The sequence below is a fragment of the Brevibacillus sp. NRS-1366 genome (genome assembly GCF_050467985.1).
On record NZ_JBITPN010000010.1, the window covers coordinates 1 to 26,838 of the forward strand.

27 protein-coding genes are annotated in these 26,838 nt (G+C 48.1%); 1 reads left to right on the plus strand and 26 read right to left on the minus strand.

The features are described from left to right. Positions 1–332 precede the first annotated feature (332 nt). Positions 333–995: an endonuclease/exonuclease/phosphatase family protein gene (locus ACIFQN_RS04765; RefSeq protein ID WP_429831896.1), complete on the plus strand. Its 663-nt coding sequence runs from the start codon at positions 333–335 to the stop codon at positions 993–995. On the opposite strand, the gene ACIFQN_RS04770 is transcribed toward ACIFQN_RS04765, so the two are convergent. The 26 genes from ACIFQN_RS04770 to floA form a co-directional block, all read right to left on the minus strand. Further along, positions 970–2,454, minus strand: a complete 1,485-nt coding sequence (locus ACIFQN_RS04770; protein WP_429831897.1) for an alkaline phosphatase family protein — start codon at positions 2,452–2,454, stop codon at positions 970–972. The two genes, ACIFQN_RS04765 and ACIFQN_RS04770, sit on opposite strands and share 26 nt — an antisense overlap. 129 nt (positions 2,455–2,583) lie before the next feature. Continuing rightward, positions 2,584–4,080, minus strand: coding sequence for a S41 family peptidase (locus ACIFQN_RS04775; protein WP_429831898.1), 1,497 nt, complete (start codon positions 4,078–4,080; stop codon positions 2,584–2,586). Next, a complete protein-coding gene (locus ACIFQN_RS04780; protein ID WP_429831899.1) occupies positions 4,077–6,077 on the minus strand; it encodes an S-layer homology domain-containing protein in 2,001 nt (666 codons plus the stop codon). The genes ACIFQN_RS04775 and ACIFQN_RS04780 overlap by 4 nt, the downstream gene beginning before the upstream one ends. A 60-nt stretch (positions 6,078–6,137) precedes the next feature. After that, positions 6,138–7,253 carry a Nif3-like dinuclear metal center hexameric protein gene (locus ACIFQN_RS04785; protein ID WP_429831900.1) on the minus strand — a complete coding sequence of 372 codons (1,116 nt, stop codon included), beginning with the start codon at positions 7,251–7,253 and terminating at the stop codon, positions 6,138–6,140. Then, positions 7,217–7,963 (minus strand): tRNA (adenine(22)-N(1))-methyltransferase, encoded by a 747-nt coding sequence (locus ACIFQN_RS04790; protein WP_429831901.1) that lies wholly within the window; start codon positions 7,961–7,963, stop codon positions 7,217–7,219. The genes ACIFQN_RS04785 and ACIFQN_RS04790 overlap by 37 nt, the downstream gene beginning before the upstream one ends. 138 nt (positions 7,964–8,101) lie before the next feature. Then, positions 8,102–9,241, minus strand: a complete 1,140-nt coding sequence (locus tag ACIFQN_RS04795; RefSeq protein WP_429831902.1) for an acyl-CoA dehydrogenase — start codon at positions 9,239–9,241, stop codon at positions 8,102–8,104. A 139-nt stretch (positions 9,242–9,380) separates the two neighbouring features. Then, entirely contained in the window at positions 9,381–9,569 is a 189-nt protein-coding gene (locus ACIFQN_RS04800; RefSeq protein ID WP_429831903.1) for a hypothetical protein, read from the minus strand. 10 nt (positions 9,570–9,579) lie between these two features. Then, positions 9,580–10,512, minus strand: a complete 933-nt coding sequence (locus ACIFQN_RS04805; protein ID WP_429831904.1) for a hypothetical protein — start codon at positions 10,510–10,512, stop codon at positions 9,580–9,582. 91 nt (positions 10,513–10,603) lie between these two features. Beyond that, complete coding sequence (gene rpoD / locus ACIFQN_RS04810; protein ID WP_429831905.1) at positions 10,604–11,731, minus strand: RNA polymerase sigma factor RpoD; 1,128 nt, start codon at positions 11,729–11,731, stop codon at positions 10,604–10,606. A gap of 34 nt (positions 11,732–11,765) precedes the next feature. Further along, entirely contained in the window at positions 11,766–13,628 is a 1,863-nt protein-coding gene (gene dnaG, locus ACIFQN_RS04815) for a DNA primase (RefSeq protein ID WP_429831906.1), read from the minus strand. Between the two features lie 201 nt (positions 13,629–13,829). Then, entirely contained in the window at positions 13,830–14,666 is an 837-nt protein-coding gene (locus tag ACIFQN_RS04820) for a pyruvate, water dikinase regulatory protein (protein WP_429831907.1), read from the minus strand. A gap of 11 nt (positions 14,667–14,677) precedes the next feature. Continuing rightward, the gene (locus tag ACIFQN_RS04825; protein ID WP_429831908.1) at positions 14,678–15,322 is read right to left on the minus strand and encodes a helix-turn-helix transcriptional regulator; all 645 of its coding nucleotides are present in this window, start codon (positions 15,320–15,322) and stop codon (positions 14,678–14,680) included. Between the two features lie 244 nt (positions 15,323–15,566). Then, complete coding sequence (gene glyS, locus ACIFQN_RS04830; protein WP_429831909.1) at positions 15,567–17,636, minus strand: glycine--tRNA ligase subunit beta; 2,070 nt, start codon at positions 17,634–17,636, stop codon at positions 15,567–15,569. After that, on the minus strand, positions 17,629–18,555 hold the full coding sequence (glyQ, locus tag ACIFQN_RS04835) for a glycine--tRNA ligase subunit alpha (RefSeq protein WP_429832054.1): 927 nt from the start codon (positions 18,553–18,555) through the stop codon (positions 17,629–17,631). Before glyQ ends, glyS begins: the two co-directional genes overlap by 8 nt. A gap of 287 nt (positions 18,556–18,842) precedes the next feature. Further along, positions 18,843–19,619 (minus strand): DNA repair protein RecO, encoded by a 777-nt coding sequence (recO, locus tag ACIFQN_RS04840; protein ID WP_429831910.1) that lies wholly within the window; start codon positions 19,617–19,619, stop codon positions 18,843–18,845. Then, on the minus strand, positions 19,610–19,765 hold the full coding sequence (locus ACIFQN_RS04845; protein WP_429831911.1) for a YqzL family protein: 156 nt from the start codon (positions 19,763–19,765) through the stop codon (positions 19,610–19,612). The genes recO and ACIFQN_RS04845 overlap by 10 nt, the downstream gene beginning before the upstream one ends. Before the next feature lie 117 nt (positions 19,766–19,882). Beyond that, positions 19,883–20,800 (minus strand): GTPase Era, encoded by a 918-nt coding sequence (gene era / locus ACIFQN_RS04850; protein ID WP_429831912.1) that lies wholly within the window; start codon positions 20,798–20,800, stop codon positions 19,883–19,885. Beyond that, a complete protein-coding gene (locus tag ACIFQN_RS04855) occupies positions 20,793–21,191 on the minus strand; it encodes a cytidine deaminase (RefSeq protein WP_429831913.1) in 399 nt (132 codons plus the stop codon). Before ACIFQN_RS04855 ends, era begins: the two co-directional genes overlap by 8 nt. Before the next feature lie 64 nt (positions 21,192–21,255). Beyond that, positions 21,256–21,633 carry a diacylglycerol kinase family protein gene (locus ACIFQN_RS04860; RefSeq protein WP_429831914.1) on the minus strand — a complete coding sequence of 126 codons (378 nt, stop codon included), beginning with the start codon at positions 21,631–21,633 and terminating at the stop codon, positions 21,256–21,258. Between the two features lie 9 nt (positions 21,634–21,642). Then, a complete protein-coding gene (ybeY, locus tag ACIFQN_RS04865; protein WP_429831915.1) occupies positions 21,643–22,122 on the minus strand; it encodes an rRNA maturation RNase YbeY in 480 nt (159 codons plus the stop codon). A gap of 32 nt (positions 22,123–22,154) precedes the next feature. Continuing rightward, positions 22,155–23,126: a PhoH family protein gene (locus ACIFQN_RS04870; RefSeq protein WP_429831916.1), complete on the minus strand. Its 972-nt coding sequence runs from the start codon at positions 23,124–23,126 to the stop codon at positions 22,155–22,157. Between the two features lie 40 nt (positions 23,127–23,166). Next, complete coding sequence (gene yqfD / locus ACIFQN_RS04875; protein WP_429831917.1) at positions 23,167–24,381, minus strand: sporulation protein YqfD; 1,215 nt, start codon at positions 24,379–24,381, stop codon at positions 23,167–23,169. Between the two features lie 26 nt (positions 24,382–24,407). Next, positions 24,408–24,704 carry a sporulation protein YqfC gene (yqfC, locus tag ACIFQN_RS04880; protein ID WP_049738103.1) on the minus strand — a complete coding sequence of 99 codons (297 nt, stop codon included), beginning with the start codon at positions 24,702–24,704 and terminating at the stop codon, positions 24,408–24,410. Between the two features lie 216 nt (positions 24,705–24,920). Beyond that, complete coding sequence (locus ACIFQN_RS04885; RefSeq protein WP_429831918.1) at positions 24,921–25,166, minus strand: hypothetical protein; 246 nt, start codon at positions 25,164–25,166, stop codon at positions 24,921–24,923. A 151-nt stretch (positions 25,167–25,317) separates the two neighbouring features. Continuing rightward, on the minus strand, positions 25,318–25,818 hold the full coding sequence (locus ACIFQN_RS04890; protein WP_429831919.1) for a hypothetical protein: 501 nt from the start codon (positions 25,816–25,818) through the stop codon (positions 25,318–25,320). A gap of 11 nt (positions 25,819–25,829) precedes the next feature. Next, complete coding sequence (floA, locus tag ACIFQN_RS04895) at positions 25,830–26,831, minus strand: flotillin-like protein FloA (protein WP_429831920.1); 1,002 nt, start codon at positions 26,829–26,831, stop codon at positions 25,830–25,832. Positions 26,832–26,838 lie beyond the last annotated feature (7 nt).

Consider the following 26,838-nt stretch of genomic DNA (forward strand, 5'->3'; position numbering starts at 1 on the left):
TGAGCCAGGATCAAACTCTCCAATAAAGTAGAAAATGAATCTGACTTCAAGTAAACACAAGCTTTTTTTCACAGATTGTTTCTATCCGGTTTTCAAGGAACATGATTTATTTCACAGTCGCTCCAAGTAGAGGCGACGTTTTTTAATATAGCATAGGCTAAAATTAATTGCAACAGGAAATTATAAATAAGTTAGAAGCAAATTACGTTTACCTCCCCGGTGTAAGCGCCGGGATTTAAAAATATACCACATGTGAAACTGATTAGGCAACTGGAAATAACGCCCATAATAGTTATTGAAGAAACGATGTCAAATCATAAAGGAAAGCAGCCATGTTACGTGTAGTAAGCTATAACATCCACAGTGGCCGAGATCTACTATGGCGAAAGCGATTGAAGCAAATGGCAGACACATTAAAAGGACTGGAGCCTGACGTAATAGGTCTGCAAGAGGTACATCAAAACAGCAAGTACGGATACCAGGCGAACTATTTAGCAGAGCATCTGGGCTACCATCTTGCCTTTGCACCCTCTATTCCAATAAGCGACGGACAATATGGAAATGCATTATTGACCAAAGTCCCCTTACGCGATAGTAAAACAATAAGCTTGCCCGCCAAAAAAGAAAAACGAGCATTGCTCCAGGCATCCCTCGTATGGAAGGATAGGTGGATCAATATCTGGGTCACTCATTGCAGCCTAAACCAGGCAAGTCGTACCTCACAGCTTGAGCTCCTGACTACCCTGGCAAATCAGCAGCGAAATAGCCCGCTCCTGTTACTCGGAGACTTCAATTTGTCCAATGTGTCCTTTTCGCCAATATTAGCGGATTGTGCCACTGTACATCACAAGCAAAACATGGCCACTCTGCCCGCTTTTCGCCGTCGGCTTGATTATGTTTTTGCTTCTCCTCATTGGCAGGTTTGTCACTATTCACTTTCATCCGCCCCTTGGTCTGATCACGTACCCGTCATCGCTGACCTGGAGCTGTTGTAATTCCCAGTTCACGGAGTACGAAGTCTTTTACATCAACCAGTCTAGCCGGAAGACCAAATTTCTGAGATGCTCCCGCAATCAGCAGAGGGATTAACGAATCTTGCTTGTGTAAGGACCCATGGCTTCCTCCTCCCAAGTGGGTAGGGGCGCTTTCCGACAAAAATTCGTATCCCTTTGCTGCTGTTAATGCAACCACATAGCCTTGTTGTGAAAACAAAGCTCCGTACAATCGTGAAAAAGCATCCGGATACGTGTCAAACATCAGCAGCTCCCCATCGAACTGGACATCTAAAACCGATACATCCCCCTCTATTCCCCATGAATTTCCGTACGCATCTGGATACGCACCATTTCGCCAAAAACGCAGTGTCTGATCAGATCCCCCGCACCGCACGATGACCGTATCTTCTTCTCTCCAAGCAACTATATCAATTCGCTCATCCACTACTACTGCATCCACAATCTCTTTACGTGTTCCTACATCTTTAGCGTATAAATAAGTCATTCTTTCGTTATTGCAAATCACCACATCAATGTCTGGCGTAACTTCTGTACCTAATGAGTGGATGGTAAAGCGGGATAGCAAGTGATTGAGGGAAATATTATGATCCTCCCCCTCCCCGATGAGGGTTTGGCCGTGATCACTGATCAGGATACATACATTCCTCTCCAGCATCTGTTCCCAAGATGAAAAGCTGTCTAAAAAACGAACCAGTTCTTTGTCTACATTTGCTAAGTGCTGCACAGCGTTCTGTGGAGATTTATGCAGTTTATGGTCATTTTCAGGCAAATACACCAACGTAAAATGAGGTTGCTTCCCGCTGCGTATGACCTCGATCAATACATCAATCGCGTAGGTATCATTGATTCCGTACCCTCTCATTGCTGTTTGATCTATACTCCACATAACCGGGCGGAATATATCCGGCCGAACCAAAGTCCCCAGGCTCATAATCGTGGGGCCGCTAACCTTCTCCTTCAATTGAAAAGTCGTTAGTGCATCGAGCAGAGGTGGCATGTGGACCTTATGTTGTTTATGCCCCCGGTGTGCAATTACATTGATCGAACCAGACACCAGCTTGTTTTCTTCCAGCACCTCATGAATCGTCTTTACGTCTTTGCTCAAATGACGCTCATTCAAGTCAAAGAGCACATTGCTTGCACAATGCGCAATCCCCATTTTTTGTACGGGGAAGGTGCCATTAATATAATTGAACATTTGCTTCACTTCCGTGTCATACCATACAAGACCAGGAACCTTGTGCTTATCGGGATAAACACCCGTGATCAAAGAGCAGTCTATCGAAGCAGTCATAGTCGGAAATACAGTCACACAGTCCGGGATGTATTGACTACGCTCCATTAAAAATTGCAATCCTGGGGCTTTCTTTGCGGTGATACATCGCTCCAGTACGTCTGGCATCATGGAGTCGATTAGGAATAGAATTACCTTTTTCATCCGTCCGCCATCCTTCATCCGTGATTGTTGTCGCACCTGATAGTGTTCGATTGTTAGAGGACAGCTATACACCCAAAAGAAAAAGCCCCTCTTTGCATAGCATGCAAAAGGGGCTGCAACTATAAAAAATTACGGAATGTTATAGGTTAGCGTGTGAACAGTGTTTGAGCTAGTAAGCTTTAAAGTCTTGTATTTTTCCAAATAGGGTGCCAGCGCAATATAATCCTTTTCACTGATCGTCTTGTCTCCTAGAAGGTGAGCTAACACTTCCGCTCGTACCAATAGGCCGCTCTCTCCCTGTTTAAACAATGGGTCCACGGTAGGGAAAGGAATGCCATTGATCACCGTATCCCCATCCTCATCACTTAGCTCCCACGAACGGACATTGAGCGAATAAAGAGCCTCAACAACCTGTGCGGCATAATCCTCTACCAAGATGTCTGGCGTAAGGCCAATATGATTGACTACAGTGTGCTTGGGTGTAAAGTACTCATTTAAAGTGATCTTGAGAGCATCCCCTTCAGACAGCGGGATCACTTGCTGAGCGCTCCCTTTTCCATATGTCTTGGTCCCGATCAGCTTTGCGATATCATGATCACGCAAGGCACCCGATAACAGCTCCGAAGCTGAAGCCGTTCCACCATTCACTAAAATGCGGACTGGAATTCCAATATCGCGTCCATTCCGTACCCACGTTTCCACTTCAACACCATTCCGATTGGTGGTGTACATCAGCAGTCCATCCTCCATAAACAGACTGGCAATGTCGCGGGCAGTGGACAAGTAGCCGCCACCATTATCACGTAAATCCACTAACAAACCATTGAGTGGCGCAGTTGACCGTTTGAACTCTTCCAGCTTGTCACGAAACTGTATTGCCCCATCCGATCCAAACGTCTCCAGGCTGATGTACCCCACTGACCCTTTTGTAAACAAATGGCCTTCTGCTTCTGGAAGTGACATCATCGCCCGCTTGAGCTTTACTACAAATTCCCGTTTTTCCGCAGGCCGGTATACGGAAATCGCAGCCTCGCTTCCTTCATCACCTTTTAAATAAGCGTATGCTTCCTCGAAGCTTTTACCTACAAGTGATTGCTGATTTATCTTGAGGATCTGATCGCCCCGTTTCAAAACAGATGCTGCTGCCGGTGAATTCGGAACAATTTCTCTAATAATCAAGGCATCGTTTTGGATGCGAAGACGAAAGCCAAAACCGACAAATTGATTCTCGACATCTGATTGGAAGAGACGCAATTCATCCGCGGTAAAAAAAATACTGTGCGGGTCATCCAAAGTAGAGAGCATTCCTTCAATCGCCCAGTTACTTACAGTCGTTGTATCCCATCCACCTTTTCGCTGCCATTCAACGAGACGCTGTTCCATTTCCGGCCAAGTATCATCCTCAGGCAAAACGGTCAGTTTCAAATGTTTCTGCTGTTCAGCCTGCTTGCTTACCGCTTCAAGTGCGCCTTTTACCAACTGATTGGCCTGTGGTTTGCTTAAATGACTCTCCATGACGTGCCAGAATACTTCCTCCGTCTCCGCATATGGACTGCTGGCAGCCTGTGCAGGAATCGCAGACGTCAATAGAAAAGCGGCGAGTAACCATTGGGTTAAGCGTTTCATGGAGTCACACCTTTCCGAACTTCCTCAGGAATCGAGAATTTCACATCAGCTCTAAAGTCAAAATGATCCGTGCCCGAATAGGCTACGTATTCGTCACTATCGTAAATTTCCTCGTAGCGCCACGTATGTTGAACCACCAGATCAGTATCACGATCAATATAATATTTGTTCATGTACAACGGAACACTCTTGATCTTTCCGCGCCCCAATGATACTTGTTTCCCCTTCTCCTCTAACACACCGCCTGGAATCCACTCTGTAATGATGTCATAGTTGCCAAACGTTTGTTTGTAGTACCGAGCATGCAAATTCTTCATACGATCATTTACACTTTGTGCCGCAATCCACTCATGCAAGAAATCGAGAGAATCAATCTGGTGTTGGTCCCACGCATCTCGGGCAGAATCATAGGAATATTGAACCTTGGATTTGCCATCCGTATAAGTCGCCAACTTGTCAGACACAAGTCTTTGTGGAGATTGGAAAAAGCCAGAGGTTCTGCTGATTTGATTGCGTTGATCAATATCTTGCGTATATTTGAACGTAAAACCACTCAGCACGGACTCTCCTTGCAGTTGATAAGAGTCTGTATTGTCCATTCGACGCAAGCTATACGCCAGGTCAGTAGCAATGGACGATTGCTGCTTCAGCGAGGCAATGTCTTGGCTCAGAAGGCGAGTCAGTTGAGTCATTCTGCTGTCGGACGCTTTTGGCTTTTGCTTGCCTACCAACGCTTCTGCGTCTTGAATCCGCCCTTCTTGGATCAAATAATAAGTAGAATTAAGCAATGCTTCTGCATGTAATGGGTTAAACAAGCCATACCGCTCAAGCGCTTTATCCATTTGACCATTTTTCACTTCCAAAGCACCTACATAGATCGAGAGGGATTCCCACTCTTTCGAATCTTGCTTCAGCTTCTTTTCGTAAGCGCTCATGCGCTCCAGCACTTTGTTATATTGACGCTGATCAGCTGCCCCTAACTGCAAGGCTATATCATAGACATTGGCACTTAAAAGACCTAGTGTGTCTGGCAAAATGATCTTGTCCTCGAAATAAGCATCGATCGCTTTGAATGCTTCCTCCAGGTTGTCGGATAGCGTTGTACTCGGGTCCCAGCTCAAATAAAAATGAGTCCCAACTTGATTCGAAAAGGAAGTCGCTGCCAAGTGACGTAAATCAGCAAAGGTATCGTCCGTATCTTCATGGCTGCGAATAGCTTCTACCGCGTTAACATATTTCTCCTCATCAGCTGTCTTCAGATCCGTATAGGTTGAAAAAAGCGGAAACACTTCCTGAATCTCAGGAACCATCGGAAATTTTTGACCGTCGTAATCCAATAGAGGCAAAATCGTATCTTGAATCAAGTATGTCATCAAACGGTCAGCGGCTACTGCGGCTTCCCCGCGCTTTAGACGATCAGCTTTTTCACCCTCCAGCCATCCCCAGGCACGCGCTTCTTCCCAGGCATTTTGGCTATCTGTCGACATCGAAAATATCTGCAATATCTTCGCAGCTTCTTCATGCGTGATCGGCTGGTTCGGGCGCATCTCTTCCCCTGGAAACACCTGTTGGATCGCACTTGGTCCGTACAGTCTGTCCATGACGTAAGACACGCGCAAAGTAGGATTGTACATCCACGTCAAACGATCTACATCTTTATAGGGAAGATACGGCTGATCAAAGCCTTCTCCTTTTGTCCATTCAGCATGCTCGGATAAAAACGTGAGCGGGTAGAGCTGATATTGTCCCCCGTTATACAGTCGATCTATTAATGCCAAAAATTCAGCCCGGGTCATATCGCGACTGGGGTAAAACAGAGGGGCTTTTGGTCCGGCTGCAAACAAACCCGCTTGAACCCCGCGAATAATCGAATTTTTTGCCCAGTGTTTGCTGATATCACCGTAGGGTATAAAGCCCCCAGCAGCAGATGCAAAGCCGGGGGTGATCAACGTGGCAACAAGTAAGCCACAGGAAAGCGTTCGAATGAGTTTTTGCACAAGAAATCCTCCTACACTTCAACTGGCAGGCAAAAGACCACTTGGCCTACACCTGGTCTCCTACACAAACTGGAACGGATCTGTGTGCACTTTCGATGCGACGACTTCAGTTTGATAGCCGTTATCTCTACATTGCTGCTGTAAATAGGACGCCAGTTTTTCCTTCATGATCTTTTCAATGTTGTGACCAGCATCAATAATGGACAGGCCATCAGCCCCTGCGTCATGCGCAGTATGGTAGCCAATATCTCCTGTTAAAAAGACATCTGCACCCTTAAAAATGGCTTTAGATACGAAGGAGCTGCCATCCCCACCGACAACGGCAACCTTTTTCACAGTTGCATCCAAATCCCCTACGACACGCAGGCCTTTGAGAGAAAAACGTTCCTTGACCATCTCGGCCATTTCACGTAGCGTCATCGGTTTGGGCAGATTCCCAATGCGTCCAATCCCGAAGGCATCACCTGACTGCTCCAGGGGGATGATGTCATAAGCTACTTCTTCATAGGGATGGGCTGCTAGCAATGCTTTGATAACAGCTGATTGACGGGAAGCCGGCACGACCATTTCCAAGCGAACTTCTTCTGCTTTTTCAAGCCTACCCTGTATTCCAATGTGTGGGTTGGTCGCTTCTCCTGGCAAAAACGTTCCTGTGCCCTCCACCTGAAAGGAGCAATGGCTGTAATTGCCTACATGACCCGCTCCTGCTTCCGAGATGGCTGCAAAAACAGCATCCCGATGTGTCACTGGAACGAAGACAACTAGCTTTTTCCAAGCATCCCGGTGGAGAATATCCAGGACGTCCACGTGCGTTAGACCGATTGCTTCCGCAAGCCAATCGTTCATGCCACCCACGGCAACGTCCAAATTGGTATGGGCGGTATATACGGCTATATCGTGCTTAATTAACTTTTCATAGACACGTCCTGTTGCCAGGTCAGTACGGATATGCTTCAGTGGACGATAAATGACAGCGTGGTGAGCAACTATCAGGTCTACGCCTTCTGCAACAGCTTCATCGACTACCGATTCCAGGACATCGAGAGCGACCATCACTTTCTTCACCTTTTTTTGCAATGTGCCAACATGCAGCCCGATTTTATCCCCTTCCATTGCCAGTGACTTGGGCGCAAGACGCTCTACGTATTGAATGATTGTTTGTCCGTGCGCAAACATGCTATCACCCCATCAATCCATTTTACTTCCGCTTGAATCTGCTTGATTCGTTCTTCGGCTTCCGGCTTTTCCGAACGCTGTAGCTGGGCTAGTACTTTTTGCCACTTGTCCAGTTCGCTTCGCCATTTGTTTTGCAGCACGAGAGATTTTTCTTCCCAAAGAAAGGGGCCGATCCGTAAAAGCTCTTCTATCGTACGGTCTTTCTGTTCGTAAGGCAGCACCGCTTCACCGCGTTCTGCTACCAGAATTTCGTAAATGACTCCGTCTTCCTCGAGAATCGTCTCGGCAATCAACTGCCACCCATGATCCAAGAACCAACGGCGAACCAGCTCCTCGCCTACGTTTGGTTGCAAAATGAGGCGTGTTACACCCGGCAGCTTGCTTGCTCCTGCCTCTAAAATAGAGGTGATGAGTTGCCCACCCATACCGGCAACACAGATCACATCGACTTCACCGGGACTTAGTACTGCCAGTCCGTTTCCTTTTCTGACAGAAGCACGATTTCTTTCCTGTAGCGTATGTATTTGTTTGAGCGCCGCCTGATAAGGACCCTCGTTCAGCTCCCCGGCAATCACCTGGGATGCAATCCCCTTTACAAGCAAATAAGAAGCCAACAACGCATGATCCGACCCGATGTCGGCGACGCGGGCTCCTTCTGGACAATAGCGGGCAATCGTCTGCAGCCGCTTGGATATTGTTACTGATGTCATCTGTATCTTCACCTTCCGTTGCCTCTATTTTACCCTATTTCCCAGCAATTGCGAAATGCTAAATACATGACATGCCAGCCGCAAAGAACGACAAAATCCCCGCTTTTTTCGGTAGCGGGGATTTTCTAGCGTTCGGAGTTAGCAGCCAATCTCACGGGCAATGACATTGCGCAAAATTTCGGATGTTCCTTCACCAATTTCCAAGAGCCTTGCATCACGGAAAAAGCGCTCTACCTGATATTCACGCATATAACCGTAGCCGCCATGGATTTGGATCGCCTGATGAGTTGCAGACATGGCGACTTCGGAGGCGTACAGCTTCGCCATCGCAGCTTCTTTCGTAAACTTGCGTCCTTTGTCTTTTAACCACGCTGCTTTATAAACCATGTTCCGCGCCAGCTCAATCTGCATCGCCATATCTGCCAGTTTGTGCTGTATCGCTTGGAAATGACTCAAGGAGTTACCGAATGCCGTCCGTTGCTTGGCATATTGCAGAGCTTTATCGTAGGCCGCTTGGGCAATACCTACAGCCATGGCACCAATTCCAATTCGTCCTCCGTCGAGGGTAATGAGGAATTGTTTGAAGCCTTCTCCTTGTTTGCCAAGCATGTTTTCATCTGGAACGCGTACGTTTTCGAGTACGAGCTCGGTCGTGTTGGAGCTGTGCAGGCCCAGCTTTTCATAATTCGCCAGCACGCTAAAGCCAGGAGCATCCGTAGGCACGATAAAGGCAGTGATACCACGGGAGCCTTTCTCTTTATCTGTTACGGCCGTCAGCGCGAGGAAAGAAGCATAGGATGCATTCGTAATGAAGCATTTAGAGCCATTGATAACCCACTCCCGATCTTCCTGGACAGCATTCGTTCTTGTTCCGCCAGCATCAGAGCCAGCATTTGGTTCTGTTAAACCGAACGCACCAAAACTCTCGCCTGAACAGACTTTGCTCAAATATTTCTGCTTTTGTTCTTCCGTGCCAAAAAGGGAGAGAGGTGCTCCTCCGAGTGAAATATGGGCAGAGTACGTAATCCCGGTCGATCCGCATGCGCGACTCAGCTCTTCTACCACAATCGCAAAGCTGGTGGAATCAGCACCACCACCTCCATATTCTTCCGAGAAAGGCAGCCCCATCAGATTTAACTCTGCCATCTGCTTGAATATTTCGACAGGAAATTGTTTGGTTTGGTCGCGTTCGTCTGCTCCTGGTGCCACCACTTCATCAGCAAATTCCCGCATCATTTTTTTTAGCATGAGCTGTTCCTGAGTCAAATCATAGTTCATAATTAAAGCCCCCTTGAAAACGCTTTAGTATAGATTCATCAAGATTCGTACTATTATGACTGAGCGTTTGTTCAGAATTCTCTTACCATTATACACCATGGCTCTGCTCCCTTGTATCTTTTCTTGAAAAAAAACACGCCTATCGTTGGCGTGCTCCCAGAAGAACCGCTCCTAAAAAAGAAACAGCTCCCAATATGTATCCGATATAATACGTTTTTACTCCTATAAGTTGGGCTGCTGTTTCTCCACCGAGAAAAACGGCAGCCAGCAAAATTCCGATCAAGACCTTCCACTTGCTGTTCATCCAATCCTCCCACCTTTCAAACATAAAGCCCCCCTTACAGGCGAAGCCACGTATACCAGTAACCCCTCGTAAAGAAAAATAATGCAGACGTTAAAAACACTTTGATAAACAATAAGAGCTGAATCACGTCCCGTTTGGCTTCCGGGATGTACAACGATTGGATCTCCGCCCCAAAAAACGCGACCAATCCACAAACTGCAAAGACACCCGCCCATTTTGGATTCGCATTGTTCATTAGAAATCCCATGCCTGTCAATAAACATGCAAGCGGCACCCAATACAGTTCAGACTTCCACCAGGAATAATCTTCTCCTACACGCTGAACGGTCGCGAATCCATACAAAAGAGCAAGCCCAAGCATACCGCAGTAAAGGAGATAGGTATACCCAAACAGAAAGGCGCTGACACTGAGCAGGATACAAATGACCCCGAGATAGAACAAGATGAAAGGAAGAGACCCGCCTAGTTGCTTGATGCAATAAATCCCACCCGCAATCAGGATCAGGAACGAAAGTCCTAAAAATAAATGCGTCAAGGGAGGCGTTGTTCGACGAAATGACAATCCCATAATATAGAAAACAAGTGCGAAACAGGCAAAGATGGTAATTTGCATTGGGATTTGAAAACGGTTAAAATGAAAAGCAAGCAAGATCAATCCTGCAATCACAAAGGCACCGAGGAGCCACGACAATACCATTTTCCCAGTGACAGGAGAAACCGTCCTAGGTTCATAGGCATAGGCAGTAGATGCTGGGCTACCTTTTCCAGCAATAGCGGTACCTGATCCTGATGCAGTGACTGTTTTCGCTCCTCTGTCCCCCCTTCGGTTTTCGGATGCAGGAGCTTTCGGCCGATCTCCTTCCGTATACAGATTTAAGAGGAATATGCAGTAATGCTCAGGCAGCAGGTGATTGCGTCGCCAGTTTTCAATTTCGGCTATAATGGTTCTTTTGCGCTGGTCGTCCAACGCAGCCCCTCCTAACTATCGACAGGTATGTCGGGTATCGAAAAAGAAAAGCCTACGTCGGCAAACGTAGGCCACATACTACTTATATCGGTTATTCCAAGAAATCTTTTAAGCGCTTGCTTCTGCTTGGATGACGAAGTTTACGCAAGGCTTTTGCCTCAATTTGACGAATCCGTTCACGGGTCACGCCAAATACTTTCCCCACTTCTTCCAACGTGCGCGTACGCCCGTCATCAAGACCAAATCTCAAACGCAGAACGTTCTCTTCCCGATCAGTCAACGTATCCAGCACGTCTTCCAATTGTTCTTTCAACAGCTCATAAGCCGCGGCATCAGATGGTTCCAGTGCATCCTGGTCCTCAATAAAATCACCGAGATGGGAGTCATCTTCTTCCCCGATTGGAGTCTCCAGCGATACAGGCTCTTGAGCAATTTTCATGATCTCTCGAACTTTTTCCGGTGTGAGATCCATTTTTTCTGCAATCTCTTCTGGCATTGGTTCGCGTCCTAATTCTTGCAAAAGCTGCCTAGAAACACGAATGAGTTTATTAATCGTTTCAACCATGTGAACCGGAATCCGGATCGTACGTGCTTGGTCTGCAATGGCACGTGTGATCGCCTGACGAATCCACCAAGTCGCATAAGTACTGAACTTATAGCCTTTGCGGTAGTCAAACTTTTCTACCGCTTTGATCAGACCCATGTTTCCTTCCTGGATCAAGTCAAGGAATAGCATGCCGCGACCTACATAACGCTTGGCAATCGAAACCACCAATCGGAGGTTTGCTTCAGCGAGACGTCTTTTTGCTTCTTCGTCGCCTTGCTCAATGCGTTGGGCCAGTTTAATTTCCTCTTCTGCGGAGAGCAGAGGAACACGACCGATTTCCTTTAAATACATCCGTACAGGGTCATTGATCTTAATTCCAGGTGGAACGGAGAGATCGTCAAAGTCGAATTCCTCGTTGTCCTCGTCCTTGATGATCATTTGATCGACCTCATCGTCGTCATCGTTCTCATTGTTGTTGATCTCAATGCCTTGATCACCGAGGTATTCAAAAAACTCATCCATTTGATCAGAGTCCTGCTCGAATCCAGAGAGACGATCGGTGATTTCCTTATACGACAATGCTCCGCGTTTCTTGCCTAATTCGACCAACTGTTCCTTCACTTGTTCGATGGACATTGCTTCCATGTCAGAAGTGATGTTTTGCTTGTTCATCTACTGTCCCTCCTTCCCCGGGAATGATCTGAAGCTACCCTTCTTTTAAAGCATTTTCCAATTCAAGAATCTTCATCCCTGTGACGGCTGCTTGAATTTCCAGTTGTTTGCGCGCATCCTCGCTGTCCGCTGCGGCCGCTTGGAGGTGTAAGCTCCGCTGCTCTTCGCGCAATCGTTCCAACTCGGCACGCTTCGGGTAGTTATTCACTTGTTTGATGTAGTCACCGATCTCTAACTCAGATACGTCTTCTTTGCACTCCATCATGGCCAATCCCGAGGCTAATTGCTTTAATGAATCGTCTTGCACAAAATGTATAAACTTTCCAGGGTCTTCCGGGTTTCCATCTGCGTAATAAGCGTACAGGTAGGCGGCTATCGCATCGTGTTCATCCACCTGAAAGTGGGCGCTGCATTCTTGTTGGACGCGCAGAGCGATTTCTGCATCTCGCATCATGTAGTAAAGCAGCATGCGCTCAGCCGTATGGTAAGCAGGTGGCAGTGATTTTGCGAGCGTAGCTTTGCCATTATTTATACTATTATTCCATGCTGACGACACTTTATCCCTTTGGCGCTCACTTTTTTGCTGATTATAGACGCGCTTTGACTCCCATTTGAGATCACCGAGAGTCAGGGAATATTCTTCTGCCAATTGCCTTTGATACAAATCCCTTTCCACCGGGCTGTCCAGTTCGTTGATGATTTCTACCGCTTTGGCTATCAAGCGTGTTTTATCTGTCTCATCTTTTATTACGTACTGGCTCCGCAATTGTTTCAAACGGAAAGCGGTAACTGGCATCGCCTGTAACAATACCTGCTGGGAAAATGCTTCAGCCCCATGCTGACGAATGTAATCATCTGGGTCCGATCCCTGTGGTAGAGGAGCTACCCGTACAATTAAACCCGCCTGCTGTAAAATGTGAATAGCCTTGCTCGTTGCTTCCTGACCTGCAGCGTCTCCGTCGTAGCAAAGAATGATTGAATCCACATTCCGCCGAAGGATTCGTGCCTGCTGCTCAGTCAAGGCTGTTCCAAGTGTAGCAATGCCTTGCGTAAAGCCCGCCTGCCATGCCGAGATTACATCCACATACCCCTCAAACAACAGTGCCTGCTTTCTCTTTCTAATATATGGGCGGGCACGATGCAGATTGAACAGGGTTGCGCTTTTGTTAAACAGAAGGCTTTCCGGGCTGTTCAGATACTTGGGTTGTGATTTAGGCTGAGACCCACTAAGTAATCGTCCGCCAAAACCGATGACATTCCCTTGTGAATCTTGGATAGGAAACATGACACGGCCACGAAAGCGATCAAATACTTTACCCGCCTCGCTTTTCGCAAGCAGTCCTGCTTCAACCATCAATTCCTGAGAAAACCGCCTCTTTTTCAAAAACTGCGTAACAAAATCCCATGAATCCGGGGCAAAACCAATTTGATACTCAGCCAACGTCTGTTCAGACATCCCGCGCTTGGCGAGATACTTCATCGCTTCCACGCCATAGGGGGTCTTTGTCAAAACGTAGTGATATAGCTTTGAAACAAGTTGATGCGCTTCATGCATAGCTTGTTTCGCACGCTTTTCGGGAGTATCTGCTTCTTGCTGTGTCTGGGGCACAGTAATCCCGGCACGATCCGCCAGTTTGTGAAGTGCTTCGGGAAAAGACAATTGCTCCAGTTTCATTAAAAAGGAAAAGATATCCCCACCAGCACCACAGCCAAAGCAATGAAAAAACTGTCGCTCTGCATTTACGTTGAAGGAAGGGCTCTTTTCAGAGTGAAACGGACAAAGCCCAACAAAGGCTCGACCGCTTTTTCTCAGTTGAACGTACTCTCCTACAACGTCCACGATGTCGACAGCGGCACGCACTTGATTTACAAATTCATCTGAAGTGGGACCAGTCATGTCTATCCACCTTTAAAGGAGAATCGCACGTGAGATTATTTAGTTCGTCAAAATTCGTCAATTTCCTTCTTTAGCTCGAACTTCTTTTCTTCTTTTCTACTTTTCCACATTTCCTTGAGCAATAAACGCGGACGGACCCTCAAGAACACCAGATCCTTGCTACACATTTTCTACAAAAAACGGCAAATCCCTTCTTTTGACCTATTTCCTTTCGTTGCGAAGGTTGTTTTTGCGAATCATCTCCAGAATGATATTCGCCGTTTCTTCTACTGCCTTGTTGGAAACATCAATGACTGTACATCCCAGACGGTCAATAATTTTTTTTGAATACGCAAGCTCTTCTGCAATACGGTCAAGGTTGGCGTAGTTGGCTTGCGCGGTCAAGCCAAGTGCTTTGAGCCGCTCGGTACGGATACCGTTTAACTGCTCCGGATTGATCGTCAGTCCAATGCAACGCTCCACCGGCAGTTGAAACAATTCCTCTGGCGGTTCCACTTCCGGTACGAGCGGTACGTTGGCTACCTTTAAGCGCTTGTTTGCCAAATACATGGAAAGCGGGGTCTTGGAGGTACGAGAAACCCCGATCAAAACGACATCCGCCCGCAAAAGTCCACGGGGGTCTCGTCCATCGTCGTATTTAACGGCAAACTCAATAGCGTCCACTTTGCGGAAGTACTCTTCATCCAGGCGTCGAACCAGCCCGGGCTTTCCAGTCGGCGGCTCCTGCAGCATGCTTTGAAGCGTTTGCATGAGCGGCCCCATGACATCAATAGCTGGGATTTTGTGGATGGCAGCCTGCTGGGTAATGTACGCGTTCAGCTCTGGGATCACCAGTGTAAAGACGATCATTGCCTTCGACTCTTTTGCAGAGGCAATAATTTCGTCAATGGATTCCTTGTCTTCTATGTAGGGATACTTTTGTACGTCAATCATAAAACGATCAAACTGACTAGCCCCTGCGCGAACGACAAGCTCGGCCGTTTCGCCGATGGAGTCTGAGACTACGTAGATGAGCTGTCCTTGTTGGTTTACTTGCATCGCTTCTCCTCCTACACTTTCGGTTCGCTGCCCAATTCTACAAACGCTTTGGCTATCGTCGTCTTCGTGACTCTGCCTGTCAGCTCCATAAACTTGGGATCTTCCTCACTGGGCCGAACAACGGGCAATGAGTCAATCTGAAAATCAATCAGCTTTTTGGCCGCAGCATACAAGGTTTCGTCAGGTGCGCACGTAATGATATTCGGCATCCGGGACATGATGATACCGACCGGCACGTCCTCAAGCGTCTTGTTGCCAAGCGAAGCACGCAAAAGGTCTTTTCGTGAAATAACGCCAGCCAAGTAGCCTTTTTGATTTACGACGAACAATGTGCCAACATCCTCTAAAAAGAGGGTAACGATAGCGTCATAGGCAGAGGCGGATTCGGAGACCACGATCGGTACCGCTTTGTATTCATTGACGATTAGTTTGTGAAGCCGTTCACTTATAACTGAGCTGGCGGGTCTGCCCGCATAAAAATACCCGACCCGAGGTCTGGCTTCTAGATATCCTGACATCGTGAGGATGGAGAGATCGGGGCGCAGTGTGGCGCGTGTCAAATGAAGCCTTTCTGCGATATGCTCCCCGGTTATCGGTCCGTCATCCTTCACTATCTGTAAGATCTGCTCTTGTCGTTTGGTAAGCTCGATGACCAATCACCCCGGTTCTATCTTTACCTCTTCCTAGTATTACTCTATTCGACCTGATATTCCTTCTTTCGCGTTAAAAAAACCACTATCGAGGCCTGATCAAGGATGAGCGACCGCGTTTAGCGGAAGGTTTGTATGCGTTCCAGAAAGTTTAAGCAGGATTGCTTTCATACGGTGAAGCACTTAAACTTTCTTACACGTTAAAAAAAGGTGCCCCCGCCTTAGTGAAACGGAGGCACCACCTGTTTGGTTACGCAAATACTACCTTCGCAAAATCAGCATATCTATTTAGGAGGCGGGAGAGACAAAGCAGTAGTCCTAATCTGTTGGCACGAACTGCTTGATCTTCTGCCATGACCATCACCTGGTCAAAAAACGCTTTGATCGGCTCACGCAAGGTTGCCAGTGTCGCCAGTACTTTTTCCTGATCAGCCAGGCTGCTCACTTCTTGTGATACGGACAAGTATGCTTGGTACAGCGCCCGCTCCACGTCTTCGGTAAGCAGCGCTTCATCAACTGTGTCAGCTTCCGCTTTTTGAGCCAGATTGTTCACACGATTGAACTGCTCCACGATCAGCTTGAATTCCTCAGCTTGAACGGCAGTCATGAGTGCTTTCGCTTTTGCCAGAACATCGGGAACCAGTGTCAGATCAGCAGACAAGACAGCATCGACTACGTCATAGCGTACATTGTTTTCCTGCAAAACGTTTTTCAAACGAAGCGCAAAGAAATCAACCAGATCTTTTTTCACGTCTTCTACAGAACGCTTATTGACCCCTTGTACCGCGTATGCTTCCAGAGCTGCATCCCAAAGCTGCTCCAAAGAAAGATGCCACTTTCGCTCCACCAGGATGGAGACAATCCCAGCAGCCATACGGCGCAATCCATACGGGTCCTGAGAACCTGTCGGCACGATACCGATCGAAAAGCAACCAACAATGGTATCCAGTTTGTCAGCCATGCTGACGATTGCACCTTGTGCGGACACCGGCATCTGGTCTCCAGCAAAGCGCGGCAAGTAATGTTCGAATACACCACTCGCTACGACCTCGCTCTCTCCTGCTTTGCGAGCGTAATCCTCGCCCATAATTCCTTGCAGCTCAGGGAATTCGCCAACCATATTGGTGACCAAATCGAATTTGGAGATTTCGGCAATCCGGTCTACTTGCTTCGCTTCTTCCTGGGTAATACTCAGCTTGGCTCCGATTTGTTCAGCCGTTTTGCGGACGCGACGCACTTTATCTCCGATAGTGCCTAATTCTTCATGGAAAACAATCGTCTCCAAGCGCTTCAGGCAGCTCTCAATCGTCAGCTTCTGATCTTCCACATAGAAGAAGCGAGCATCCGAGAGGCGAGCGCGCAGAACCTTTTCGTTCCCTTTCGCCACATTCTCCAAAGCGCGGCTGTCGCCATTTCGTACGGTAACAAAATGATTCAATAGTTGGCCTTGCGCATTTTCTACTGGGAAGTAGCGCTGGTGCTCACGCATGGATGTTACGAGTACCTCGCGAGGAATAGTGAGGAACTCCTCTTCGAATGTACCATAGAGGGCTGTCGGATATTCAACCAGATGGACGACTTCATCGAGAAGACCTTCATCCATTGGAATTTTCCAGCCTTTTTCTTGCTCCATCCCTTTGATTTGCTCCACGATGATCGCGCGGCGCTCAGCTGGATTGACGAGTACGTGCTGTTCTGCCAGCTTGCTTACGTATTCCTCTGGATGGTTCAGTTCCACCTCGGTACCCAGGAAACGGTGTCCGCGGGAGATGCGTCCGCTTTGAACTCCAGCGATTTCAAGAGGAATGAGCTCTTCACCGAACAGAGCTACGAGCCAGCGAATCGGACGAACGTACTTCAAATCTCTTGCGCCCCAACGCATATTTTTCGGGAAATTCATGCTAGTGATCACGTCGCTAAGCTGTGGAAGCAACTCTGTTGTCGCTTTTCCTACTTCCGATTTGCGCGCATGAACATATTCAATCCCGTTCACTTCTTTAAAATACAACTGATCTGGCTCGACGTTATTGCTGCGCGCAAAGCCGAGTGCCGCCTTGGACCAGTTTCCCGCTTCGTCTTGCGCGATTTTGCGAGCCGGTCCTTTTGCTTCTTCATTGCGGTCAGGCTGCTTTTCCGCGAGGCCGTTGATCAATAGAGCAAAGCGACGAGGTGTTTCCAGTGCAGTGATTTGATCAAATGGTACACGCTCAGCCGTCAGCCATTTTTCCACTTTTTCTTTGAACTGTGCCGCAGTTTGCGCAACAAAACGCGCAGGCATTTCTTCCAATCCAACTTCAACGAGCAAATCGCGCTTACTCATTCGTATCCTCTCCCTTCTCACTCACCACTTGACCATCCGCTTGTGCATTCCCCTTTTGCAGAAGCGGGAAACCGAGACGCTCACGCTCAGCGTAGTAGGTCTGCGCTACTTCACGAGACAGATTGCGAACACGAGCGATGTAACCCGTACGCTCCGTCACACTAATCGCCCCACGCGCATCCAAAAGGTTGAAGGTATGAGAGCATTTCAATACATAATCATACGCCGGGTAAACAAGGCGCTCTTTCATCAGACGCTTTGCTTCTGCTTCATACGTATTGTAGAGCGTAAACAGCATGTCTACATCAGACAGTTCAAAGGTGTATTTGGAATGCTCGTATTCAGGCTGCAGGAACACGTCACCGTACGTAAAACCATTGACCCACTCCAGGTCAAACACATTTTCTTTTTCTTGAATGTAGGAAGCCAGACGCTCCAAACCATACGTCAGCTCTACGGCTACCGGTTTGCACTCCAGTCCGCCCACTTGCTGGAAATAGGTGAACTGGGTAATTTCCATTCCGTCCAGCCACACTTCCCAGCCAAGCCCCCATGCACCGAGTCCTGGATGCTCCCAGTTGTCTTCTACGAAGCGGATGTCGTGCTCCAATGGCTCGATCCCAAGTTCACGCAGGCTCTCCAAATAAAGCTCTTGGATATTGTCTGGAGACGGCTTCATGATGACTTGGAACTGGTGGTGCTGATACAAACGGTTCGGGTTTTCTCCGTAGCGTCCATCTGCCGGGCGACGGGAAGGTTCTACATAGGCCACATTCCATGGCTCAGGACCAATGGAGCGAAGGAAGGTCATCGGGTTTAATGTTCCTGCACCCTTTTCTACGTCGTACGGCTGGACAATCAGGCAATTTTGCTTTGCCCAAAAGTTTTGCAGCGTCAAAATGATGTCTTGAAATGTCATTTTCATGCTTTTTCCTCCTCAAATAAAAAACCTCCCGCCTCTACACTGTCTGGTGCGACAGTGTAGGGACGAGAGGATTCTCGCGGTTCCACCCTACTTGGCGAATCGTATGTTCGCCCACCTTCAATAAAAAAATGCTCCGGAACGCCCTTCATCAGCTTGGTGACCAGGCTCTCACTCTCCCTGGTTCGCTTTTCACAGCCAGTGGCCGACTACTCTTTTCCTTCATAGCAACATGTACGTATCAAGTTGGTATTTATCATACCGAAAAGAAAAACGGATGTCAATTAATCACTGCGATCCGTCTGCGTCATCTTTTCCATTCGTTCGAGCTGTTCCAGAAACGCGCGACTTTTCAGCCTCAAATCAAGATGCTCATCCATGAAGCTTCTCGTCACATGCTTGAGCTGATTACGGGTCGCAGGCTTCACCTCGATATCCCCCAACCGCTCCAAATCAAATACCTGGAACAGCCTAAGCAGCTTCCAGGTCGAGGGGGTGACCGCCAGCGCATATGGATCAGAGATCTGACAAATGGGGCACAACAGCCCCCCTTGCGACACACTGATCGCATAAGGTTCGCGCTGTTCGCCACAGTTTACACAAGCGGAAAGCTGGGGAGAAATACCTGCCACCATCAGCATTTTCGTCTCAAAAATTCGGCATAGAATTTCTGGGTCCCGCCCTTCATCCAGATGACGAAAGGTTTGGAGCAAAAGCTGAAATAAAAAGGGATTGGGCTCACGCTCATGTGTCAACCGATCCAAAAGCTCTGCTATGTATGCGGCATAAGCCGTTGTGTTCAAGCTTTGCCGCAATTCCCGGAAAGAGTCCATGATATCCCCCTGGGAGAGATCAGGCATCCCTGTTCCGGGTCCCGCCTTGCATAAGTAGTATCCATGTGAAAACAACTGGGAGACGGCAGCAAGACGGCTCTTTGTCTTTTTAGCGCCACGGGCCATCATGGCGAGTTTGCCGTTCTCCCGGGTAAACAACGTCACCACTTTGCTGGACTCACCATAGTCCACACTGCGGATGACAATTCCTTCCCACTTTACAAGCATGCCTGCGTGTCACCCAATTCTTCCTGGGCGAATTCAAACGAGGTCTCCTCAGAGGACCCATCCGCTTGATGGTGATCCTTGTAGAGAAGGTATGCATGGATGTCACCGGTTGAAGCGAAAACTCTCCAAGAAAAGTCACGAAGCATGTTGCATCATCCTTTCCTACATCGGGTCTATCCACTTTCCTTCTTAGAATCACCTGTGCCCGTTATTCTATCCCTTGGAAAATTTAACGTGTATAAAGCTTCATTTTTCCTGACGGATTATTCTTCGTTGTAGAATCCAAAGTTGCGCAGCATCCTCTCCTGATTGCGCCAGTCTTTTTTCACCTTGATCCACAGCTCCAGGAAGACCTGATCGCCCAGCAGACGCTCAATATCTTTGCGCGCGCGACGCCCGATCTCTTTTAGCATCTGACCCTTTTCCCCGATCAAAATGCCGCGTTGCGAATCCCGCTCCACGTATATAGCTGCGTAAATGTAGAGAGTCTTTCCATTTTCTCCGCGCTTCATCTCTTCCACGACAACAGCGATCGAGTGAGGCACTTCTTCACGGGTTAAGTGGAGCACCTTTTCCCGGATCAATTCTGCCACGACAAAACGCTCTGGATGGTCAGTTACTTGATCTGCCGGATAGTACATCGGGCCTTCTTCCATCTCGCCCATGATCGCTTGGGTCAACGAGCCGGTGTTGTTGCCCTCCAAAGCAGAAATAGGAACAATCTGCTTAAAATCATACAATTTGCGATAATCGTCAATAATCGGCAACAAAGCCTCTGGATGTACTTTGTCAATCTTGTTGATGACCAAAAATACAGGCGTCTTCACCTGCTTAAGACGTTCTATGATATACTCATCACCGGCTCCGCGCTTTTCTGTTGCATCTACGACGAACAAGACCAGATCTACTTCGTTCAGCGTATTTTCGGCCACGGAGACCATATAGTTGCCCAATTTCGACTGAGGCTTGTGTATACCTGGCGTATCAATGAAGATAATTTGCCCTTCCTCTGTCGTATGGACGGCTGTAATTTTGTTGCGAGTAGTCTGTGGCTTGTTGGACATGATTGCGATCTTATGTCCAACGATATGGTTTAACAGCGTTGATTTTCCGACGTTGGGTCTGCCCACAATGGAGACAAAGCCCGATTTAAATGCTTTCTTGGTCTTGCGATTATCCACGTAAATCCTCCTTGGTGAAAGCCCCTGGGAGCAGGGCTGATACTGTCGTTTCCCAAACATCTCCCTTTAAATTGGTCAAAATGACCGGCATATTAGGCGGGCACAGCTCTGCCATGACTTGACGGCACGCTCCGCAGGGAGAAACCGCTTGTGGGGTATCCGCTGCCACAGCAAGGGCTGTATATGTGCGATCCCCTTCGGAATAGGCTTTGAACAATGCTGTACGCTCTGCACAGTTGCACAAAGAATACGCGGCATTTTCGATATTTCCGCCCAAATATACTTTACCACTATCAGTCAATAGGGCAGCTCCCACCTGAAACTTGGAGTAAGGCACATAGGCCAGCTTCCTTGCTTCAATTGCTTGGGCCAGTAAAGATTGTTTATCCATTCTCATCATTCCTCATATCGTTAGTCTCTATCATAGCGCGAGTGTTTGCAGGGGTTTATTGGTTCTACAACCAGTGCGCTACCTTGTCCAGCAAGGGGGGACCAAATACAAGGATCCCAATGGCTACAGACACTATAGCGGCGACCAAAACAGCACCAGCACTTGCATCCTTGGCTATTTTCGCCTTGGCGTGCCAGTTGGGGGAAGCGAGGTCAACAGCAGCTTCCACTGCTGTATTAACCAGCTCTAGCGCAAAGACCAGCCCGATAGAAAAAAAGACCAGCAAAACATCGCTGCGGGGAGTCTGCAGCCACCAAGCCGCCGCCAGCACAATTGTGGCAGCGGCTACGTGGATTCGCATGTTTCGCTGAGTCTTTACGGTATGAACAATTCCTTGCAGGGCGTAAGAAAAACTACGCACAAAGCGACGCCATTGTTTCAACGTAATCTCCTACCTCGTCAAGCCAATTTGCTCCAATACTGCTTCTTGACGGGAAAACATCTCTTTTTCCTCTTCTGGAGTCCCATGGTCATAGCCCAGCAGATGAAGAAATCCGTGTACGACGAGAAAACCCAGCTCCCGCTCAAACGAATGACCGTAGTCCGTTGCTTGCTCGTGTGCTTTGGGAACGGAAATGATGATGTCCCCCAGCATGTTGGGAAGCTCGTCCGCTTCGCTCTCATCGAAGAAAATCTCCATTTCGCCTTCACCGGGCTCGTTCATGGCAAAGGATAAGACATCCGTCGGACGATCCACGCCACGATAGTCACGATTCAGCTCGTGGATTCGCTCATTATTGACCAGTGTAACCACGACTTCACCGTTCACATCTTCTCGAACCGCCGCAGCTTCCAGGCAGCGCACTAACAAATCTTGCAGACTTTCATCGAGCGGTTCGATTTCTTCATGAAGAATTTCTACAGATAACACAGATGAACGATCTCCTTTATCCTTGCAATTTATCAATAGCCGTGCTCGACTTCTTCTTTGGCATAAGCGGCGATGATTTTTTGTACCAGGCTGTGGCGAACGACGTCCCCTTCTTGGAAGTGAATGAAGGTTACATCGGCAATTCTGCTTAGGATGCGCTCAGCTTCCCGTAGACCAGACTTCTTTCCTTTGGGCAAATCAACCTGAGTAACGTCACCGGTAATAACCATTTTGGAGCCGAATCCGAGACGAGTCAAAAACATTTTCATTTGCTCGGGAGTGGTATTTTGCGCTTCGTCCAAAATGACGAACGAGTCTTCCAATGTACGACCGCGCATGTACGCCAGTGGTGCAACTTCGATCAACCCGCGTTCCATCATTTTAGCTACTTGCTCGTTGCCAAGCATGTCATACAGAGCATCATAGAGCGGACGTAGATACGGGTCTACCTTTTCTTGCAGATCCCCTGGCAGGAAGCCGAGGCTTTCTCCTGCTTCTACAGCCGGTCTGGTAAGAACGATCCGTTTTACGCGTCCATTTTTCAGAGCGCTTACTGCCGTAACTACCGCCAGATACGTTTTTCCAGTTCCCGCAGGCCCGATTCCAAAAACGATATCGTGCTTCTTGATTGCTGACAGGTAGTGACGCTGTCCCAATGTTTTCGCACGAATGAGCTTTCCTCGCTGAGTGCGGGCAACCTCTTCATCATACACATCCAAAAGCGCTGCAGCTTCGCCCCGGCCAATCAGCATCATCGCATACGAAATGTCGCGCTCAGACAGTGCAATCCCTCTGCGAATCAACTGCAGCAAGATCGTAATCAGCTCAGATAGTTTTTCCACTTCCGGTTTGTCGCCGCTAATTACCAGTTCTCCCTCTCGGGTCATGATTTTGGCGGAGTGTTTTTCCTCGATCAGCTTTAGGTACGCGTCGTGTGGTCCAAACAACAGCAAGGCCTCAGATGCGTCTGAAAATGGGATTCTTACCTCATCTTGTACGTGCAACAGGCTTCCATCTCCTTGCAACGGTTATCAGCAAATAGCGTCATGGATTGCCGTTATTCGCTGGTGTCTGGGTTAAACCCACTAGAGGTTGTTCAGCGGCAATATCTTCAATGACGGAAAAATGAATGCTTACGTAAACTTTACCATTCTCTGATGTGACGTGCAAAACTTTTTCGTCCTGAATGAACGCATCCTTCCCCGCCTTTTGCAGGATATCCTCTCTCGCAAATCGTTTGGCGAGCTCTGCAGCTTCGTCCGCACTCATTTGCTCCGAGACTGGCTCTGTCTCTAACTGGGTGACAGTCTTCCATCCGATTGGAGAAGTGTAGCCTGCGTAGGAGGGCACAAACCGTTCTTCCGAGCTCTGGGAAAGAGCGAAGGACTGCTTGTTTAATGGCCATATTTGAATAGCGTAGGAACCGACCAGCAAATACTGCTGCATCTGTTTTTCTCCTGTTAACCGGTAGTGCGTCTGGGTGAGCGGAACAGAGGCATTGCTGACATACCACACCTCTCCCTGGACTTTCCCCCGTGCTGAAACCGCCTGTTGACGCGAATCGTTGCCAATGATCCCGGAAATGAGAACCTGTCCCTTCTCGACCATCTGGTTATTGGTCACCTGACTTTGCCCAACTTCCGGAAGGATCTTGTGAATCACTGCCCTCTTTTTCGCGACCAGATGACGTGGTCCTGTGGCGAGAGGCTGTACGGGCTCCTCCTTCTCAACGACTTGGAGCAATACTTTGGTCCCTTTCATTTCAATACCGATCCATGTTGTTTCAGGCAACAGACTCAATAATTCTTTTTGTAAAAGTAGCGGTTGTTTTAGTTTGACCTTCCAAGCCCCTTCTTTAATCCCGATTTGCTCAGCAGCACGAATAACTCTTTGGGGATCGATATGTTTTGTTCCGCTTACTTCGACACTCCATATAAACGAGGAGAGCATGTACAATCCTATGAAAAAAAGAAAAGCACCGATGGCAAGTCCTGAGCGTCTGCGCACCCGGAGAAGCCAAAATGGGAGGCCATCGCGCTGTTCTACATGACTGCGACAGCCTGTCTCTTTTAGTAAAGGCCGCAAGCGAAAATAGTCACGGATCAGGATGTCACAACGACTGATTTCCGAGCCCACCCTGCGAATATTCCAGATCCGGATGCCGTCACGTACAGCCATATTCAACAAACGCTCAAACCGTTTTCCCCGCACCGTTATAGTGATATGTCCGTCCACCCATTCTCTCAGTCCATTTCGCATATGTGTGATCCCCCACCTTCCTCGTGTTAGGAGCCTTGAGGCCCAGTCTCCAGAAATTTCACCCCGCCAATTCTACCTTCCAAAAGCACTTCCTCCGGCAAAATAGCCCTGATGACTAACTGTTCACCAGAGACAATCATCTGACCATTCGTGAGCAGCAAGCGGAGTTCTTTTTCACTAAAGTGGAGGACTCCCCGGTGGTTCTCTATGTACATTTGCAAATGACCGATCATGGTAATGCGCGGGACTTCCAAGACCACATCTTGCGGCAGATCCAGCACCCCTCCGGCCAATTGGCGCAGACGGCGGCTCCAACGCTTCATGGATAAGCCCCCCTTCTATCGGCGCAATACGCCCATTGTCTTTTGCGAACCTCTCTACCATTCGAGCAAAACCGTTCTTACCTATGGGTATGCGAGTGATCAAAGTGGCATTACTGCAAAAAAATACCCTTGCCGCTTCGATAAAAGCAGCAAGGGCGTGCACGTCCTTTTCCGTAGTAAGTAAATTTACGTACATCACGGTCTAAGGCAGCCTGTTCAACTATCTACTCCAACACGGTCGCCTAACCTGGCCGAGTCCTCGGTAAAGTTTTTTACGGACTCAACCGGAGCAGTGGTACTATATTTTGAAAGCGCCTTCCATTTTTTTATGACTCGTTTTACTTTTTCCGCTGAACATCCGCAGGCGATCGCTGTCTCGTATATGGATTTATTCTCGAGGATGACAAGTCGAATCACCTTTTGACGGAAACGGCCCATTTGATCATAAAGTTGTTGATTCATTGCTTGTCCACTACCCCTCACCCATTGTTGGGAGAATTTTCTATATGATCAGGATAGTAAATCGTGATTCGATAAACAAGACTAGACATTCGCTAACTTTCGACAAAAAGAAAAACAGATGAACGGACGCCCACCTGTTTTTCATCAGTTATTATGCATTTCTTTTTCTGGAAGCTGGTGAAGCATAGGGTGCCTTGGAACGGGGTTCCCCAAAAATAAGCGCCCACTTCATTCCTTCCCTGGGATCCACTTTCAATGGCTGTAAAGCTGCTTGCTTTGATTCAGATGGCAACGTATGACCGGTGTTACCCACCCGCAGGGAAGGACCGTTGGATGCACGAGTAGGCTCTGCAAAGGCCCATTCCTGCTCAACACCGACTCCCTCCATAGACTCAGGCTGGATCGGTTCATATTTCACGGAAGCACGCACTGCTTTGCGCTCCTGTGCTACCTCTGATGGTGGCGACACCGGAAAACGTTTAGGGTCACTCACAGGTGTGAGAGTACGCGGGAGCTTGCCTTGCGTCATTTTTTTGCCACCTTTTCCAAAGACCTTGTAACCCAGATACGCTAAAATGACGAACCAAAACTTTCCAATGAGTGGCAATACCCAACCAAAAAGGTCAAAGACGAGATCTAGGAGATCTTCCATCGCAATCGCCCTTATTCCTTCTCGTCAGGCGTAGGATCTTGTTTGCCACCTGGATGCCCGAAAGATTGGCGCATTTGCGTATCTGCTGAGATGTTTTGCATGTTGTAATAATCCATTACACCCAATTTTCCACTTTTCAATGCTTCTGACAGGGCGAGTGGAACCTGAGCTTCTGCTTCCACAACTTTCGCCTTCATTTCTTGCACCCTCGCGATCATTTCCTGCTCTTGGGCAACCGCCATAGCGCGACGCTCTTCCGCTTTTGCCTGGGCAATGCGTTTGTCTGCTTCCGCTTGGTCGGTTTGGAGTTGCGCACCGATGTTTTTTCCTACATCTACGTCTGCGATATCAATCGAGAGAATTTCAAATGCAGTTCCTGAATCCAATCCTTTGTTCAAAACCGTTTTCGAAATCAAATCTGGATTTTCCAATACGTCCTTGTGACCATTCGACGAACCAATGGTCGAGACAATCCCTTCACCTACGCGAGCAATGATCGTTTCTTCACCCGCACCACCGACCAATCGGTCAATGTTTGCACGAACGGTAACTTTCGCTTTTGTGCGCAGTTCAATCCCGTCCTTCGCCATTGCAGCTACGACTGGAGTTTCAATCACTTTCGGGTTAACGCTCATCTGTACCGCTTCCAGCACATCACGACCGGCCAAATCAATAGCTGCCGCACGTTCAAAGCCAAGTGGAATATCTGCACGCTGAGCTGCCACCAGTGCGTCTACTACGCGGTCAACGTTACCACCGGCGAGGTAATGGCTTTCCAGTTGGTTCGTATCGAGCTGCAATCCTGCTTTGCGAGCCTTAATCAATGGATTGACGATCCGCGATGGGACAACGCGACGCAGACGCATAGCCACCAGTGTAATGATCCCAATATTCACACCCGATGCAAGTGCTGAAATCCAGAGCATGACTGGGACAAATGAGAAGAAAATCGAAAGGGCGACAATTGCTACCGCCACCATAAATATGAGAGGAATCAAACCACTTTCTAACATCGATCTA